Here is a 15,938-nt window from a genome sequence, read left to right as displayed (position 1 = left end):
CATGAGGGCAGGGCCTGTGCGAGCGGGCCCTCTACTCGCTCAACCCCCGCGCCTCCAGATCCACCAACACCCAATCCCCACCCGCTTCGCGCCAACGACTCCGCACCCGGAAACTGTCCGCGTCCTCCGGCAGCGTGGCGCGACCGCCCCACACCAGAGCGTTGAACGTGACCTCCGCCTCGCGCAGCGTCACCGGATCAAGCGCCACGTCCACGTTGAGAAAACTGACCTGGCGCTTGGGGTAGCGCAGGAACACCCCCACCAGACGGCGGCCGGCCGCTTTGCGGTCCAGGTCCCGGTAGCGGAAATCCGCCGCCAGCCGGTCCATCACCGCGCCCATGTCGCCGCCTTCCAGGCCGCTTTCCAGTTCCGCCACGGCCTCGCGCAGGGCCGCTTCCGGCGGCGGCGTCTCGCAGCCGGTGAGCAGCGGTTGCAGGGCCACCAGCAGACAGTATGCTGTCAGCCGAGCCCAGCGGCGGATGTCACCCATGTCATTATTCCCCCCAATCGAGCCCTACCATCGCCAGTACCTGGATGTGGGCGACGACCATTTATTGTATGTGGAGCAGAGCGGCAACCCGGACGGTGAGCCGGTGGTGGCCCTGCACGGCGGCCCCGGCGGCGGCAGCTCGCCGTTGCTGCGGCGGCTGTTCGACCCGCAACGCTACCGCATCGTGGTGTTCGACCAGCGCGGCGCCGGGCGCAGCCGCCCCTACGCCAGCACCGAGCATAACACTCTGCCGGATCTGGTCGCCGACCTGGAGCGCATCCGCGAGCACCTGATGATTCCCCGCTGGCGGGTGGTGCTGGGCGGCTCCTGGGGCGTCACCCTGGCGCTGGCTTACGCCCTGGATTTCCCTTCGCGGGTGGCGTCGCTGGTGTTGCGCGGCGTGTTCCTGTGCCGGCAACAGGACATCGACTGGCTCTATACCGACCGGGGCGCGGCGCGCTTTTACCCGGACCTGTGGGCGCGCCTGCTGGAAGCGCTGCCGCCCGGCGAGGGCGACCTGGTCACCCGTTATCACCGCGCCTTGCCGGGGCCGGACGGCGAACGTCTGGCCCGCGAGTGGACGCTCTGGGAAGCGCGTCTGTCGAGCCTGGATCCGCCGCCGGAGATCAACGTCGACCACAACGCCCGCGCCATGGCGCAGCTGGAAACCCATTACTTCGTCAACGGCGGCTTTCTGGAACGCCCGATTCTGCCCCGCGCCGGCGCGCTCACCTGCCCGGTGGAGATCGTGCACGGCCGCTATGACATGGTGTGCCCGCCGGAGCAGGCCTGGCTGCTGCACCAGGCGCTGCCTGACAGCCGGCTCAACTGGGTGCCGGCGGCGGGGCACAGCAGCGCCGAGCCGGCCATCGCCGAGGCGCTGGTGGCGGCGGTCAGCCGCCTGGGTCGGCGGGGCTGAGAATCAGCAGGTAGTCGTGGCGGGCGTTATACACCGGCAGCGGTCGGCTGGACGGCTCGTCGCTCTGGTAGTCCACCTGGGCCTCGGTGGTGCCGTTGAACCGCAGTATCCGCCCCTCGTCGTCGGCGGCCAGGGTCCAGCCCGGCGTAAGCCCGGCGCGCAGCCGTTCCAGCGGCCACAGCGCCAGCTGCAGATCGGCGATCAGATCGTCGGCGGATATCGCCGGCGGCAGCCGCGGGGTGCGGCGAACCTGCAGGCGCTTCTGCTGGTAGCGCATTTCCACCATCAGTTCGTCACGCTCATTGGTGATCACGATATGGGTGCTGTCCGGCGTCAGGCTGAAGCGGGCCCGGGCGGCATGGATGTCGTCGCCGACGCGCATTTCCAGGCCCCGCTGAATCTCCCGGTACTCGCCGAACGGCGGCGCCGGAAGGCGGCTGCCTTCGTCGGGCGGCGCCCATAACTGGCAGCCGAAGAGTGACACGAGCAGGGCGATGAGAAACAGCGGTCGGTGCGGCATAGGCCTCAATAGCAGTGGGAACCAGAACCGATTATGGTGCGCCCATAACGGACGGGCAATGATGGCCCGGCGATCGGGTTCAAGGCGTGCAAATTAAGGAGGCCGGGTGAGAGTTTTATTGCAGCGGGTAACGTCGGCGGAAGTGCGGGTTTCCGGCCGGGTGGTCGGCGCGATCGATTCCGGGCTTCTGGCGTTCGTGGGCATGGAGCGTGGCGATGACGACGCCAGCGTGGAACGGATGGCCGGCCGGATCGCCGGCTACCGGATGTTCGCCGATGAGCAGGGCAGGATGAACCGCAGCGTGCGCGATGTCGGCGGCTCGGTGCTGCTGGTGTCGCAGTTCACCCTGGCGGCGGACACCGGGAAAGGCCTGCGGCCCAGTTTTTCCCGGGCCGCGGAGCCTCAGGAGGCTCGGCGCCTGTGCGATGCGCTGGCCGCCGGCCTGCGTGATACGGGGCTGCCGGTCGCCGAGGGGGAATTCGGCGCCGATATGCAGGTGAGCCTGGTCAACGACGGGCCGGTAACCTTCCTTATCAATCTGTGACGCCGTTGCTGTCCCCTTATGTTGCAAAGACGTGACCCTGCTTTATGATGAATTTTAAGCTCCCGGGGGAAACCGCATGGGGGCGCAACCAGAAAGCGTAAATAAATGGAGATATTTATGAAAAAAGTATTGTTGGCAGCAGCGCTGCTGGGCGCTTCCGTTTCCGCTCAAGCCGTCGCTCCGGGTGGTCCCGGCTGTGGTTGGGGTAACCTGATTTTTGAAGGCAAGTCCGGCATGCCGGTACACCTGCTGGCTACCATCGTTAACGGCACCTCCGGTAACGCCACCTTCGGTATGACCAGTGGTACCAACGGTTGTGACACCAACGGTGCGCTGACCTACAGCGGCGAAAGCCTGCTCAGCATGAACGGCGTGCTGGAAGAAGTGGCTCAGGACATGGCCACCGGCGAGGGCGAAGCCCTGACCGCGCTGTCCGTTTCCATCGGCGTTTCCGGTGACGACCGCGCTTATTTTAACAGCGTGATGCACGAAAACTTCGCGTCCATCTTTCCCCGTCAGGACGTCAGTGCCGGTGAAGTGATGCAGCAGATCACCGCCGTCATGCAGAACGATCAAAAACTGGCTAAGTACGTATAAAAACTGCCCCATGAGCCCGCCTCCGTCCGGAGGCGGGTTTTAAGTCCCCACCTGAAGATGGAATTCGCATGCGTGCCGCCTTGCTGTGCGTCCTGGTATTGTTTTGCACAACCGTCGCCCAGGCCCGGGACCTGGAACAGCTTGCACAACAGCCACGCTGGCAGGCGCTTTTGCATATCAACCCCGGCGCCACCCTGCGCGACCGCCAGCGCAGCTATGTGGATGACGCGGACTTTTTCCTGGCCGCCGACGGCGCCGCCAATCCGGTCTCGGAGCTGGCGTCCACGGTGGAGGCGCTGAAGCAGGAAGCCTCCCCGGCCCGTTGCCGCTTTCCCGCCCGCTACCGTTTCGTCGCCGAAGCACTCGGTTGGCGGGAAGCGGAGCCGTTCGCCCATTGCGCGGAGTATCAGGAGTGGCGCCGCTCGGTGCACGCCAAGCGCGCGGTGCTGGTTTTTCCCGCCTCCTATTTGAACAGCCCATCCTCAATGTTCGGTCACACCCTGCTGCGGCTGGACCAGGGCGATGACGACGGCGCCGTGTGGCTGTCCTGGGCGATCAACTTCGGCGCCGTGACCACCGAGCAGGATAACTCGCTGTTCTATATTTACCGGGGGCTGGCGGGCGGCTATCCGGGCCGCTTCAACCTGGTGCCCTATGTTCAGAAGATCCAGCAGTACTCGAACATGGAGAGCCGGGATATCTGGGAGTACACCCTGAAGCTGGACCAGAGCCAGATCGATTGGATGATCGACCACCTCTGGGAGCTGAAGGATATTAACTTCGACTACTACTTCTTCGACGAGAACTGCTCTTTCCGCCTGCTCGAGCTGATTCAGGTGGCGCGTCCGCAAAGCGGGCTGCTGGATGAGCTGCGTTTCGCCGAGCTGCCGGTGAATACGGTGCGCGCGCTGGATCAGCGCGGCCTGGTGACGGAGCGCCACTACCGGCCCTCCAAGGAAGTGGAGCTGGCCGCTTTGCGTGACCGGCTCGACGACCAGGAGCAGGCGCTGGCCCGGCGCCTGGCGGCGGACCCGGCGGTGGCGGAGAGTGACGCCTTTCAGTCGCGGCCGCCCCGACGGCAGGCGATGATGGCGCGTACCGCCTACAGCTACGTGCGCTTCGTTAACCGCAAGGCGGCACGCACCGAGGACATCGCCGGCCGTTCCTTCGCGTTGCTGACGCTGGTCAACCGGCTGCCCTCGGTGGAGGACCCGGAGCTGCCGGATAAAGCGCCGCCGGAATCCGGCCACGGGTCGCAGATGCTGGCGGCGTCCGGCGGCCAGCGGGGCAGTGACGACTTCGGTGAAGTCAGTTACCGGCTTACCTACCACGACCTTTTGGACAACCGCCGTGGCTTTCTGGACGGCGCCCAGATCCAGGGCCTGGGCATCACCCTGCGCAGCACCGAATCCGGCGCCGCCCGGCTTGAAGAGCTGGACCTGGTGAGCGTTCGCTCGCTGTCGCCGCGCGGCCGCTTCTCCAAGCCGCTGAGCTGGTATGTGGAGGGCGGCCTGGAACGGGCCTGGGCCGGACGGCGGCGGCTGACCCGTTATGTGCAGGGCGGCGCCGGCGGCAGCTGGCGCAGCGGACCCTGGCAGCCCTATCTGCTGGCCAGCGTTCGGGCGGAGAACAACAGTGATTTCGGCCCCCTGATCACGCCCGGCGGCGGCGCCGAAGCCGGGATGCTGTATCATGCCGGTCGCTGGCAGTGGCAGGTGAGCAGTGCCGGCCACTATTTCAGTAATGACGTGTACCGCCACCGTTCCACCTTGGCGGTACAGTATGCCCTGGCCCGTGAGCACGGCCTGCGCGCCTCACTGGAGCGCGAGGGTTGGCGCGGCGACGGCGAAACCGAATTCAAAGTACAGTGGCGATGGTATTTCGACTGATTCCGGCCGTTTGTCTGGCCTTGCTTCTCCAGGGTTGCAGCAGCCTGTTCTTCTACCCCATGGAGCCCTGGGTCCAGAACCCGGCCCGCCAGGGCCTCGACTATGAAGACGTGGTGCTGATACACCCCGACGGCCTGCGTATCCACGGCTGGTGGCTGCCCGCCCGGGGCACCGCCCGCGGGACGGTTTATTTCCTGCACGGCAATGCCCAGAACATCAGCACCCATCTGATGAATGTGCACTGGTTGCCGGAGCGGGGATATAACGTCTTCCTGCTCGACTACCGGGGTTACGGCTTGTCCGAGGGGGATCCGGATCTGGAGGGCGCCCAGGCCGATATTCAGCTAGGGCTGGACTGGCTGGCGCAATCGCGCCGCCTGGAGGGCGCCCCGCTGGTGCTGTTCGGGCAAAGCCTGGGCGGCGCCATGGCCACCGGGGTGCTGGCCCGTGAACGTAACGACGGCTTTGTCGATTGCGTGATGCTGGAGGCGCCGTTCGCCAGCTACCGCGACGTGGCCTCGGACGTGATGGCGCGCAGCTGGCTGCTCTGGCCACTGCGCTGGATGGTACTGCCCACCTTGCCGGCCCGCGCCAACGACCCCGAGCGCCAGGTGGCGGAGCTGGCGCCCCGGCCTTTGTTGATCCTGCACAGCAAGGAGGATCCGGTGGTGCCTTACCAGCAGGGTCGCCGCCTCTACGCGGCGGCCCGGCCCCCCAAGACGTTTCAGCCCCTGAAGGGCGGGCATACCCAGAGCGTTCGCGATCCGGCGGTCCGCGATCGGCTGGTGGCGTTCATGCAGAATAACGAATGCGCGGCGCGTCCCGCGGCGCCGGCGCCGGCTTCCGCCCCGGCCGAGCCGGAGCAGGCGCCGGCCCCGGTCTCGGAGCCCGGTGTCGAGGCCCGGGCCACGCCGGCGTCGGGCTACCGGTTCTGAGGGGTGTCCTGTTCCCGGTCCAGTTGCTGGCGGCGCACCATGCGCCCGAACACCAGGCCGATCTCGAACAGCAGCCACATGGGCACCGCCAGCAGGGTCTGGCTAATGATGTCCGGTGGCGTCAGCATCATGCCGATCACGAAGCACGCCACCACCACATAGGCCCGTGAGGCGGCCAGCTTTTCCACCGTGGTGATGCCGGTGGCCACCATCAGCACGATGGCGATGGGCAGCTCGAAGGCGACACCGAAGGCGAGGAACAGCGCCAGCACGAAATCCAGATAGCTGCTGATGTCCGTGGTCACCGCCACGCCTTCCGGGGCGATGGTGGTGAAGAACTGGAACATCAGCGGGAAGACCACGAAGTAGGCGAAGGCCGCGCCGCCGTAGAACAGCAGCACGCTGCTGGCCAGCAGCGGCACCGCCAGCTTTTTCTCGTGGCGGTACAGGCCCGGCGCCACGAAGGCCCAGGCCTGGTGCAGAATAAACGGCATCGCCACGAAGATGCTCAGGTAGAGCGTCAGCTTGAACGGCGCCAGGAACGGCGACGCCACGCCGGTGGCGATCATGTTGGTGCCTTCCGGCATGGCGTCCATCAGCGGGCGCGCCACCAGGGTGTAGAGATCGCGGGAAAAGTAGAACAACCCGAGGAAGATCACCAGCACCACCACCAGGGTTTTCAGCAGGCGATTGCGCAGTTCGAGCAGATGGCTGACCAGGGTTTGCGGGGTGTCATCGGGGCGTTGGTCGTCGCGGCGCTCTTCACTCATTCGGTTTCTTCTCGGCCTCCGGCGTCTGGCCGTTGTCCTGGTTGTCGGGCTGGTCGAGGGTTTCCGGGCGGCGCCGCGCGCGGGCCACTTCGTCCGGTGACAGCAGGCTGTCGCGGGCCTCGCGGATGCTGTCCTCGTCCAGGCCCATTTCCCGCATTTGCTTTTCCATGCGGTCTCGCATGTCCTGGTTCAGCGCTTCGCGCTCCAGCTCGTTGCGCAGATGGTTGAAGGTGGAGCGCGCCCGGCCGACCCAATAGCCTACCGTGCGCGCCGCCTTGGGCAGACGCTCGGGGCCCAGCACCACCAGACCGATGATGGAAATCAACGCCAGTTCGGAAAAGCCGATATCAAACATGGGCCGCTGCTCCGTGGCGTATCAGGCCTGGTCCTTGTGTTTTTCCTGCTTGCTGGTGTGCTTATCGCTGTCGTCGTCGGCCAGGCGCTTGCTGTTCTGCCCGTCCTCGCCGTCCTTGACTGAATCCTTGAAGCCTTTGACCGCGCCGCCCAGATCGTTACCGATGTTGCGCAGTTTCTTGGTGCCGAACAGCAGCACCACGATGGCCAGGATAATGAGCAGTTGCCAGATACTGATACCGGAAAACATGGTTAGTCTCCTCGCTCGCTACGAGCGGCTTTTTCGTCATGGCCGGACAGGCCGAAGCGTTGCTCCAGCTCTGCCAGGACCTGGTCCGGACCGAGCCCCAGGTGGGCCAGCATGATCAGCGAATGAAACCACAGGTCGGCGGTTTCGCTGATCAGCGCCTTGGGGTCTCCGCCGGCGTCGGTGTCGCGGGCGGCGAGCAGGGTTTCCACCGCTTCCTCGCCGACCTTCTCGAGAATCTTGTTCAGGCCCTTATCGTACAGGCTGGCCACATAGGACGAATCCGGCGCGGCGCCTTTGCGCTGTTCCAGGACCTGGTGAAGCTGGTTGAGGATATCGGACATGGTGTCTCCAAATACAGCGCCAGTTTAGCACCGGCCGGCGCCAGACCCTAACGTGGACATGACTAGCGCCGGCAGGCCCAGGCCAGCAGTACCAGGGCGCCGGCGGCCATCGGCCAGGCCCACTGGCCGGCGCCGTGCAGGGCGTCCACCGCCGCCAGCGCGGCCAGGCCCAGGCCGCCCAGGCCGCCCAGCATCTTGTGCCGGTGGCGGCGCAGGCCGGTTTCAAAGTAGTGCGCCATTTCCCGCTGTTGCTGGGGCTGGTGGCGCAGGCTCTCCAGGCCGTCGCGCAGCAGCTCCGGCATGTCCGGGAGCTGCGCCGCCCACTCCGGCAGCCGGTTGCGCAGCTTGTTGGCGGTGGCGGCGGGGCCGTACTCCTCCATCATCCAGGCTTCCAGCAGCGGCCGGCCCACGGTCCAGATGTCCAGCCGCGGGTAGATGCTGCGCCCCAGGCCCTCGATGTGCACCAGGGTCTTCATCAGCAGGATGTACTGCACCGGCGCTTCGATGTGGTAGTCCCGGGCCAGGTCGAACAGGCGCAGCACCAGCGGCGCGAACTCCATGCTCTCCAGGTCGGCGCCGCGCACCGGCGCGATGATCTCGGTGACCGCCTGCTCGAAGCGGTGACGGTCCACCGGCCCGCGCGCCCAGCCGGCGCGGATCACCTGGTCCACCAGGCCGGGGTAATCCTCGCGCATCACCGCCAGTACCATGCGGCCCAGCACGTTCAGGTCCTGCTTGGAGAGGCGCCCGGCGATGGCGCAGTCCACCGCCATGTACTGCGGTGACTCCGGGTGCTCCGGATTCACGAAGATGTTGCCCGGGTGCATGTCGGCGTGGAAGAAGTTATGCCGGAACACCTGGGCGAAGAAGATCTCCACGCCGCGTTCGGCGAGCACGCGCGGGTCGATGCCGGCGGCGCGGATCGCTTCGATGTCGTTGACCGGGATGCCGTGAATGCGGTCGGACACCATCACCCGGCGCGATGACAGCGCCAGGTGCACGGCGGGGATGTACAGCAGCGGGCTGAACAGGAAGTGCCGGCGCATGGCCTCGCTGTTGCTTGCTTCGCGCTCCAGGTCCAGCTCGGCGCGGATCACGGTCTGATAGTCGTGCACCACCTTGCGCGGGTGGAAGTAGCGCGAGTCCGCCCACAGCGCTTCCAGCAGCCGGGCGCCGAAGCCCATCACCTTGAGGTCGCGCTCCACGCGCTGCTCGACGCCCGGGCGCAGCACCTTGACCACCACCTGGCCGCCTTCGAGCAGGGTGGCGGGGTGCACCTGGGCCACCGAGGCGGAGGCCAGCGGCGTGTCGTCGAAATGCTCGAAGACCTCGTCCAGCGGACGCGGCAGGCTGGCCTCCACCAGCCGCCGGGCCTGGGCGCCGTCGAACGGCGCCACCCGGTCCTGCAGGTGCGCCAGGGCCTCGGTCCATTCCGGCGGCAGCATGTCCCGGCGGGTGGCCATCAGCTGGCCGAACTTGATGAAAATCGGGCCCAGGCGCTCCAGCGCCAGCTTCAGGCGCTCGCCCTCAGTGAGTTGGCCGGTGCCCAGCCAGCTGGAGGGCACCAGATACTGCAGCAGCACCAGAAACGGTCGGGCCGGGTGGGGCGGCAGCAGGGATAACAGGCGGTAGCGGCACGCCACATGGGCGACCACCAGCAGGCGGCTGATCGGCGGCATCAGGGGCGCGGGCTCCCTTTCAGGCGTTGTATCCGGGCGTCCAGCCGGTCCACGTCGCCGCGCAGCTCGTCCACGTCCTGGTAGAACTCGTAGACGTCGCGGCGCAGCGCCAGCAGGCCGGACTCGCCGCCGATGTAGTCACCCATCTGGTGGCCGAGGCGGTCGAACGCCTGGCGGGCCCAGCCGAACAGGCGCCGCGCGCCCTGGTCCAGCTGCTGGGCCATCTCGCCGCCGATCACCGGTTCCAGCAGGGCGCCCCAATCCAGGTCCAGGTCGGCGGCCAGGTCGCGCACGTCCTGCAGCAGTTCCCGGTTACCTTCCACGCGCAGGGCGCCGCCGATCACATTGGGCTGGCGGCGCCAGTCGAGCAGCAGGGCGGCCAGATCCACCGGGTTGCCGGTGACGCTCACGTCCGGTTCGGCGTCACTGCGCAGGTAAAGCTCCACGCCTTCCTCGACGATCAACGCATAGAGGCGCAGCGGCGGCAGCGTCAAATGCACCGCCAGCAGACGGCCGGCGTGGCGGCTGAGCCGCGCGGCGGTGGCCGGGTCGGAGCGCAGCGCCGCGTTGATGGCGCGCTCCACGCTGGCAATGGCGGTGGTGGAAATAAGACCGGGCTCGCGCATCAGACCTTGAACCCCCGGTGCAGGGCGACGATGCCGCCCAGCATGTTGAAGTATTCGCTACGCTGAAAACCGGCTTCGGTCATCATGCCCTTCAGGGTGTCCTGATCCGGGTGCATGCGGATCGATTCGGCGAGATAGCGGTAGCTTTCGGAATCGTTGACCACCAGCTTGCCCAGCCGCGGCCAGACCGCGAAGGAGTAGAGGTCGTAAAGCTTGGACAGCGGCTTGTGCACCGGGTGGGAAAACTCCAGCACCAGCAGCCGGCCGCCGGGCTTGAGCACCCGCAGCATGGAGCGCAGGGCGGCGTCCTTGTCGGTGATGTTGCGCAGGCCGAAGGCGATGGTGATGCAGTGGAAGCTGTTGTCCTCGAACGGCAGGCATTCGCCGTTGACCTGGGCGACCTGGGTATTGTGGCCGCAGCCGGCGTCGATCAGCCGGTCGCGGCCCACCGCCAGCATGGCGTCGTTGATGTCGGCCAGCACCACCTGGCCGCTGTCGCCCACCAGGCGGGAAAACTTGATCGCCAGGTCGCCGGTGCCGCCGGCCAGGTCCAGTACCTTCTGACCCGGGCGCACGCCGGCCAGCTCCAGGGTCATGCGCTTGAGCACCCGGTGGCTGCCCATGGAGATCAGGTCGTTCATGACGTCGTACTTGGCCGCCACCGACCGGAACACGCCCGCCACCCGCTGCTGTTTTTCCTGCCAGGGCACCTGTTGATAGCCGAAGTGGGTGACCTTGTTGTCGTCGTTGTTACTCATTGGGGACGTCCTTGAAGGGAGCGGGATGCCGGTCGAACAGCCGGTCCATGATGCGCGCTTCACGGGCGGCGATGCGCTCGAGAAGGCGGCCCACGCTGGGTACCGGTTTCATCACACGGAAACTGCGATCCATGAAATCATACAGGTTCGCGAAGCCCGCCGCATGGGCCGGGCGGCGCACCAGCCGGAAGGTGGTCTGCACCATCCGCGAGCGCACATAGCGGTCGATATGATGCCCTAAACCGGCCACCAGTTGCAGTTGCCGGCGGCGCTGTTCGGGGTGGCCGGCGGCCCGGTAGCCCTCGCCGTAGGCGTGGTCGTCCAGCGGCAAATCGAGGCGCTCGCCGAGCACGCCGACCAGGGCTTCGTCCAGCTCCTGGGTGATGATCGCCGCTTCCAGCGCGTCGGCGGAGGTGGCCATCACTTTTTCCGGCAGCAGGCGCATGGCCTTGGGCAGGGCGCGACGGATCTCGCGCGCCACCGGCAGCAGGTCGCGGCCGCCGTAGACGTCGTCGAGCAGGAAGGTGACGCCGGGGCGCAGCGCCGGGTCCTCGAGCAACGCCTGGTGGGTGTCCATCAGGCGCTGGCGCTGGAACGCCTGCACCCGGCCCAGGCGGGCCAGGAACAGCGCATCATCGCCGTGCTGGCGCAGCGCGAAGAAACGTTCCAGATGATTTTGCAGTTGCTCGCCGGCGTTCATGACGGATCCTCCGGCGGGCGATGATAGCAGAATTGTAGGAGCGGGCCTTGCCCGCGAAAGGCCGGCAAAGCCGGCCGGCAGGATACCAGAGGGCTTATTGGTAGCGTGCTTGGGTAGGTCTCTGGGATCCTGCCGGGAGCTTCGCTCCCTTTCGCGGGCGGGGCCCGCTCCCACAGGCCCGCTCGCACAAGGTTTTTTTCGCCGCTAGAGGATGTAGCGGCTGAGGTCTTCGTCGGAGGCCAGTTCGCCGAGGTAACGATCGACGGCTTCGGCGTCCAGCACCAGCGGCTTGTCGTGGTACTGGGTGGCCAGGTCGTCGGCGTCGTAGCTGATTTCCTCGAGCAGCTTCTCCATCACCGTGTGCAGGCGGCGGGCGCCGATGTTCTCGGTGCGCTCGTTGACCTGCCAGGCCACTTCCGCGATCCGGCGGATGCAGTCGTCGGTGAGTTCCAGGTTGAGCCCCTCGGTGGCGAGCAGGGCCCGGTACTGCTCGGTGAGCGAGCATTTGGGCTCGGTGAGGATGCGCTCGAACTCCTCGGGGGTGAGCGCGCTCAGCTCGACGCGGATCGGCAGGCGGCCCTGCAGTTCCGGGATCAGGTCGCTGGGCTTCGCCAGGTGGAAGGCGCCGGAGGCGATGAACAGAATGTGGTCGGTGCGCACCATGCCGTACTTGGTGCTCACCGTGGAGCCTTCGATCAGCGGCAGCAAGTCGCGCTGCACGCCTTCGCGGGACACGTCGGTGCCGCCGGTCTCGGAGCGCTTGGCCACCTTGTCCAGCTCATCGATAAAGACGATGCCGTGGTTTTCCACCACGTCGATGGCCTGCACCTTGAGCTCGTCTTCGTTGACGAAGCGGGCCGCTTCCTCGTCACGCAGCAGGCGCAGCGCTTCGCGCACTTTCAGCTTCTGCGATTTCTTGCGGCCGCTGCCGCCCATGCGCGAGAACATCTGCTGCAGCTGGCTGGTCATTTCTTCCATGCCTGGCGGCGCCATGATCTCCACGCCCTGCGGGTTGGCGCTGACTTCGACTTCGATTTCCTTGTCGTCCAGTTCGCCTTCGCGCAGTTTTTTGCGAAAGATCTGGCGGGTGTTGGAATCATTGTCGGCCTGCTCGCCGCGGGCGTTGGGCAGCAGGGCGTCGAGCACCCGGTCCTCGGCGGCGTCTTCCGCCTTGTGCCGCACGCGGGCCATTTCCTTTTCGCGCAGCAATTTGATCGCCACTTCCATCAGATCGCGGATGATGGATTCCACGTCCCGGCCCACATAGCCCACCTCGGTGAACTTGGTGGCTTCGATCTTCAGGAAGGGCGCGTCGGCCAGTTTCGCCAGGCGCCGCGCGATTTCGGTTTTACCGACGCCGGTGGGGCCGATCATAAGGATGTTCTTGGGCGCCACTTCGGCGCGCATCTCTTCCGGCAGCTGCATGCGCCGCCAGCGGTTGCGCAGGGCCAGGGCCACCGCCTTCTTGGCGTTTTCCTGGCCGACGATGTGCCGGTTGAGTTCGCTGACGATGTCACGGGGAGACAAGGAGGACACTATTCGATCTCCTCAAAGGTGTGATTCTGGTTGGTGTAGATGCAGATGTCGCCGGCGATTTTCAGGCTTTGCGCCACCACGTCGCGGGCCGGCAGGTCGGTATTGTGCAGCAGGGCGCTGGCGGCGGATTGCGCGAACGGGCCGCCGGAGCCGATCGCGATCAGCCCCTCTTCGGGCTCCACCACGTCGCCGTTACCGGTGATGATCAGGGAGTTTTCCTTGTCCGCCACGGCGAGCAGCGCTTCCAGGCGGCGCAGGGCGCGGTCGGTGCGCCAGTCCTTGGCCAGCTCCACGGCGGCGCGCACCAGGTGGCCCTGATGTTTTTCCAGCTGGGCTTCGAAGCGTTCGAACAGCGTGAAGGCGTCGGCGGTGCCGCCGGCGAAACCGGCGATCACCTTGCCGTGGTAGAGGCGGCGCACTTTGCGCGCGTTGCCCTTCATGATGGTATTGCCCAGCGTTACCTGGCCGTCGCCGCCGATCACGACGTTATTGCCGCGTCGGACCGAGACGATGGTCGTGCCGTGATATTGCTCCACGGAAACCTCCTTATCCTGATTTGAACAGGATGTGCGGGTGGGGCAGGAGGTTTTCAAGCGCGGGTTTTCAGACGCCTGTTAGTCTTTCAACTGAATCGGCAGAGTCTCCACGCCGTTGGCCGCCAGTTTGTCCTGGGCGCGGTGCAGCGTGTTGATGTTGTCATAGGGGCCGATCATCACCCGGTGCCAGGTATCGCCGTTGTCCATGTCCACCGGTTGAATGCGCGCCTGGTAACCCTTGAGGATCAGCTCCGCGCGGCGCCGGTCGGCGTCCTTCTCGTTGCGGAAGCTGCCGGCCTGCAGCAGGAAGCGCTTGTCGTGGCGTCCGGCCACCGGCTTGTCGGCGGTCTTTTCGCCTTCGGCGGTATCGTCACCGCCGCCCCGGCTGGCTTCCTGCTCGTCGCCTTCGCCCTTGGGCACGATCACTTCCATCTTCGGCAGCACCGCGTAGAAGTCGAACTTGGGCTGGTCGTCCTTGGCGGCGCCGTCGCTGTCTTTTTCCTCGGGTTGCGGTTTCTCGACCGCGGTGCGGTCACCGCCGCCGGTGCGGCCCTGTTCCATCTGCACCTGGGCGAGATGGACCAGAAACGCCACGAACAGGCCGCCGATGACGCCGGTGAACAGCCAGACCCAGCCGGGTACCTGGCGCGACTGCTTTTTCGAGCCGCCGCGACTGGCGCCACGGCGCGAGGTGTTCTTCGCCATTACATACGCTCCAGGGGTGTCAGGCCCAACAGCGCCAGGCCCCGTGACAGGGTGCGCGCGGTGAGCGCCGCCAGTTTCAGGCGGCTGGCGCGGATCGCCGGGTCGTCCACGGCGAGAATCGGGCAGTGCTCATAGAAGGCGGAAAACAGGCCGGCGAGATCGTACAGGTAGGCGCACAAAAAGTGCGGCTGGCCCTTGTCGGCCACCTGGCCGATCACTTCGCCGAACTGCACCAGGCGGGCGGCCAGCGCCTGCTCCGCGTCGTGCTCAAGCTGAAAATCGCCGCTCACCTGGCTCTGCACCTGGTCCAGCGCCAGCCCGGCCTTGCGGAACACGCTCACCACCCGGGTGTAGGCGTACAGCAAATAGGGCGCGGTGTTGCCGTCGAAGCTGAGCATCTGATTGAAATCGAAGATGTAGTCGCTGCTGCGGTTCTTGCTCAGGTCGGCGTATTTGACCGCGCCGATGCCCACCGAGCGGGCGATGTCGCGCAGCTCGCCGTCTTCCAGATCCGCGTTCTTCGAGCGCACCAGGTCATAGGCGCGCTGCTCCGCTTCGTCGAGCAGGTCGATCAGTTTCACGGTGCCGCCGTCGCGGGTCTTGAAGGGGCGGCCGTCCGGACCGTTCATGGTGCCGAAGCCCATATGCGCCAGGTCCACGCCTTCGCCGACGAAGCCGGCGCGCCGGGCGACGGTGAAAATCTGCTGGAAATGCAGCGCCTGGCGCTGGTCGACGAAATAGAGGATGCGGTCGGCGCCCAGGGTGCCGGCACGGTAGCGCAGCGCCGCCAGGTCGGTGGTGGCGTACAGGTAGCCGCCGTCCGCCTTGCGCACGATCACCGGCAGCGGGTCGCCGTCCTTGTTTTTGAACTCGTCCAGGAACACGCACTGGGCGCCCTGGTCCTCGGTGAGCAGGCCGGCCTTGTCGAGGTCGGCGACCACCCGGGCCAGGTCGTCGTTGTAGGCGCTTTCGCCACGCACGTCGTCGGGGCCCAGGGTGACGCCCAGGCGGCGGTAGACCGCGTCGCAATGGCTCAGAGACACCTGGTTGAACTCGCGCCACAGGGACAGGCAGTAATCGTCGCCGGACTGCAGTTTGACCACCAGCGCCCGGGCCCGGTCGGCGAACTCCGGTGACTCGTCGAAGCGCTGCTTGGCGGCGCGGTAGAAGTTCTCCAGATCGCCCAGTTCCCGGTTGAGCTGCTCGCCGCTCTCCTGGTCTTTCTGCTCTTCCAGGTAGGCGAGCAGCATGCCGAACTGGGTGCCCCAGTCGCCGACGTGATTCTGCGGCACCACCTTATGGCCCAGGAAGGAAAGCGTGCGCACCACGGCGTCACCGATGATGGTGGAGCGCAGGTGGCCCACGTGCATTTCCTTGGCCAGGTTGGGCGAGGAGTAGTCCACCACCACGGTCTGCGCGTGCTGCGGGCGCGGCACCGCCAGGTAAGGATCGTCGAGCGCCGCTTCCAACTGGCCGTTCAGCCATTGGGCCGCCTGGAAGAAATTGATGAACCCGGGGCCGGCGATTTCCACCTTGGCCACCGCCGGGTCGTCGGGCAGCGCCTCAATCAGCGACTGGGCCAGGTCGCGGGGCTTGAGCCCGGCGGGCTTGGCCAGCATCAGGGCGATGTTGGTGGCGAAGTCGCCGTGGCTTTTGTCCTTGGTGCGATCAATCTGCACTGGAGGCCGGGCATCGCCGGGCAGGGTGCCGTTGTCGCGCAGGGTGTCCAGAGCGTGTTCGATCAGGGGTATCAGGCGGTCTTTCATGCTTCATCGCGGCCATTGGATGG

General features: G+C 66.4%; 19 protein-coding genes. 5 read left to right on the top strand and 14 right to left on the bottom strand.

Features of this window, described 5'->3' with window-relative positions:
* Window positions 1–31: 31 nt before the first annotated feature.
* Complete coding sequence (locus ACMG4O_RS00655; RefSeq protein ID WP_414434179.1) at window positions 32–490, bottom strand: nuclear transport factor 2 family protein; 459 nt, start codon at window positions 488–490, stop codon at window positions 32–34.
* Between ACMG4O_RS00655 and pip the strand changes: the two genes are divergently transcribed.
* A complete protein-coding gene (gene pip / locus ACMG4O_RS00650) occupies window positions 489–1,409 on the top strand; it encodes a prolyl aminopeptidase (protein WP_414434178.1) in 921 nt (306 codons plus the stop codon). The genes ACMG4O_RS00655 and pip overlap by 2 nt on opposite strands.
* On the opposite strand, the gene ACMG4O_RS00645 is transcribed toward pip, so the two are convergent.
* Window positions 1,384–1,929 carry a DUF3261 domain-containing protein gene (locus tag ACMG4O_RS00645; RefSeq protein WP_414434177.1) on the bottom strand — a complete coding sequence of 182 codons (546 nt, stop codon included), beginning with the start codon at window positions 1,927–1,929 and terminating at the stop codon, window positions 1,384–1,386. The genes pip and ACMG4O_RS00645 overlap by 26 nt on opposite strands.
* 106 nt (window positions 1,930–2,035) lie before the next feature.
* Between ACMG4O_RS00645 and dtd the strand changes: the two genes are divergently transcribed.
* The 4 genes from dtd to ACMG4O_RS00625 all read left to right on the top strand — a co-directional run bounded on the left by dtd (window position 2,036) and on the right by ACMG4O_RS00625 (window position 5,894).
* The gene (gene dtd, locus ACMG4O_RS00640) at window positions 2,036–2,473 is read left to right on the top strand and encodes a D-aminoacyl-tRNA deacylase (protein ID WP_370202324.1); all 438 of its coding nucleotides are present in this window, start codon (window positions 2,036–2,038) and stop codon (window positions 2,471–2,473) included.
* Window positions 2,474–2,590: 117 nt separating this feature from the next.
* Window positions 2,591–3,070: a DUF3015 domain-containing protein gene (locus ACMG4O_RS00635; protein ID WP_194854951.1), complete on the top strand. Its 480-nt coding sequence runs from the start codon at window positions 2,591–2,593 to the stop codon at window positions 3,068–3,070.
* 68 nt (window positions 3,071–3,138) lie between these two features.
* Complete coding sequence (locus tag ACMG4O_RS00630; protein ID WP_370202325.1) at window positions 3,139–4,959, top strand: DUF4105 domain-containing protein; 1,821 nt, start codon at window positions 3,139–3,141, stop codon at window positions 4,957–4,959.
* Window positions 4,944–5,894, top strand: a complete 951-nt coding sequence (locus tag ACMG4O_RS00625; protein ID WP_414434176.1) for an alpha/beta hydrolase — start codon at window positions 4,944–4,946, stop codon at window positions 5,892–5,894. The genes ACMG4O_RS00630 and ACMG4O_RS00625 overlap by 16 nt, the downstream gene beginning before the upstream one ends.
* Here ACMG4O_RS00625 and tatC read toward each other — a convergent pair.
* The 12 genes from tatC to argS all read right to left on the bottom strand — a co-directional run bounded on the left by tatC (window position 5,882) and on the right by argS (window position 15,915).
* Window positions 5,882–6,664 carry a twin-arginine translocase subunit TatC gene (gene tatC, locus ACMG4O_RS00620; protein ID WP_370202329.1) on the bottom strand — a complete coding sequence of 261 codons (783 nt, stop codon included), beginning with the start codon at window positions 6,662–6,664 and terminating at the stop codon, window positions 5,882–5,884. The genes ACMG4O_RS00625 and tatC overlap by 13 nt on opposite strands.
* A complete protein-coding gene (tatB, locus tag ACMG4O_RS00615; RefSeq protein ID WP_414434175.1) occupies window positions 6,657–7,019 on the bottom strand; it encodes a Sec-independent protein translocase protein TatB in 363 nt (120 codons plus the stop codon). The genes tatC and tatB overlap by 8 nt, the downstream gene beginning before the upstream one ends.
* 21 nt (window positions 7,020–7,040) lie before the next feature.
* A complete protein-coding gene (gene tatA / locus ACMG4O_RS00610) occupies window positions 7,041–7,268 on the bottom strand; it encodes a Sec-independent protein translocase subunit TatA (RefSeq protein WP_414434174.1) in 228 nt (75 codons plus the stop codon).
* A gap of 2 nt (window positions 7,269–7,270) precedes the next feature.
* A complete protein-coding gene (locus ACMG4O_RS00605; protein WP_414434173.1) occupies window positions 7,271–7,609 on the bottom strand; it encodes a phosphoribosyl-ATP diphosphatase in 339 nt (112 codons plus the stop codon).
* A 62-nt stretch (window positions 7,610–7,671) separates the two neighbouring features.
* Entirely contained in the window at window positions 7,672–9,288 is a 1,617-nt protein-coding gene (locus ACMG4O_RS00600) for an AarF/UbiB family protein (RefSeq protein WP_142948246.1), read from the bottom strand.
* A complete protein-coding gene (locus ACMG4O_RS00595; protein WP_142948247.1) occupies window positions 9,288–9,914 on the bottom strand; it encodes a ubiquinone biosynthesis accessory factor UbiJ in 627 nt (208 codons plus the stop codon). The genes ACMG4O_RS00600 and ACMG4O_RS00595 overlap by 1 nt, the downstream gene beginning before the upstream one ends.
* A complete protein-coding gene (ubiE, locus tag ACMG4O_RS00590; RefSeq protein WP_142948248.1) occupies window positions 9,914–10,672 on the bottom strand; it encodes a bifunctional demethylmenaquinone methyltransferase/2-methoxy-6-polyprenyl-1,4-benzoquinol methylase UbiE in 759 nt (252 codons plus the stop codon). The genes ACMG4O_RS00595 and ubiE overlap by 1 nt, the downstream gene beginning before the upstream one ends.
* Complete coding sequence (locus ACMG4O_RS00585; RefSeq protein WP_414434172.1) at window positions 10,665–11,372, bottom strand: FFLEELY motif protein; 708 nt, start codon at window positions 11,370–11,372, stop codon at window positions 10,665–10,667. The genes ubiE and ACMG4O_RS00585 overlap by 8 nt, the downstream gene beginning before the upstream one ends.
* A 204-nt stretch (window positions 11,373–11,576) precedes the next feature.
* Window positions 11,577–12,908 (bottom strand): ATP-dependent protease ATPase subunit HslU, encoded by a 1,332-nt coding sequence (gene hslU, locus ACMG4O_RS00580; RefSeq protein ID WP_370203050.1) that lies wholly within the window; start codon window positions 12,906–12,908, stop codon window positions 11,577–11,579.
* The gene (gene hslV / locus ACMG4O_RS00575) at window positions 12,908–13,444 is read right to left on the bottom strand and encodes an ATP-dependent protease subunit HslV (protein WP_194854943.1); all 537 of its coding nucleotides are present in this window, start codon (window positions 13,442–13,444) and stop codon (window positions 12,908–12,910) included. Before hslV ends, hslU begins: the two co-directional genes overlap by 1 nt.
* Before the next feature lie 78 nt (window positions 13,445–13,522).
* The gene (locus ACMG4O_RS00570) at window positions 13,523–14,149 is read right to left on the bottom strand and encodes an SPOR domain-containing protein (RefSeq protein WP_142948252.1); all 627 of its coding nucleotides are present in this window, start codon (window positions 14,147–14,149) and stop codon (window positions 13,523–13,525) included.
* Window positions 14,149–15,915: an arginine--tRNA ligase gene (argS, locus tag ACMG4O_RS00565; RefSeq protein ID WP_142948253.1), complete on the bottom strand. Its 1,767-nt coding sequence runs from the start codon at window positions 15,913–15,915 to the stop codon at window positions 14,149–14,151. The genes ACMG4O_RS00570 and argS overlap by 1 nt, the downstream gene beginning before the upstream one ends.
* Window positions 15,916–15,938: the final 23 nt, after the last annotated feature.

The sequence above is a fragment of the Alloalcanivorax venustensis genome, assembly GCF_047495515.1.
Classification (GTDB): domain Bacteria; phylum Pseudomonadota; class Gammaproteobacteria; order Pseudomonadales; family Alcanivoracaceae; genus Alloalcanivorax; species Alloalcanivorax venustensis.
This window is presented reverse-complemented; position numbering and strand designations above follow the sequence as displayed.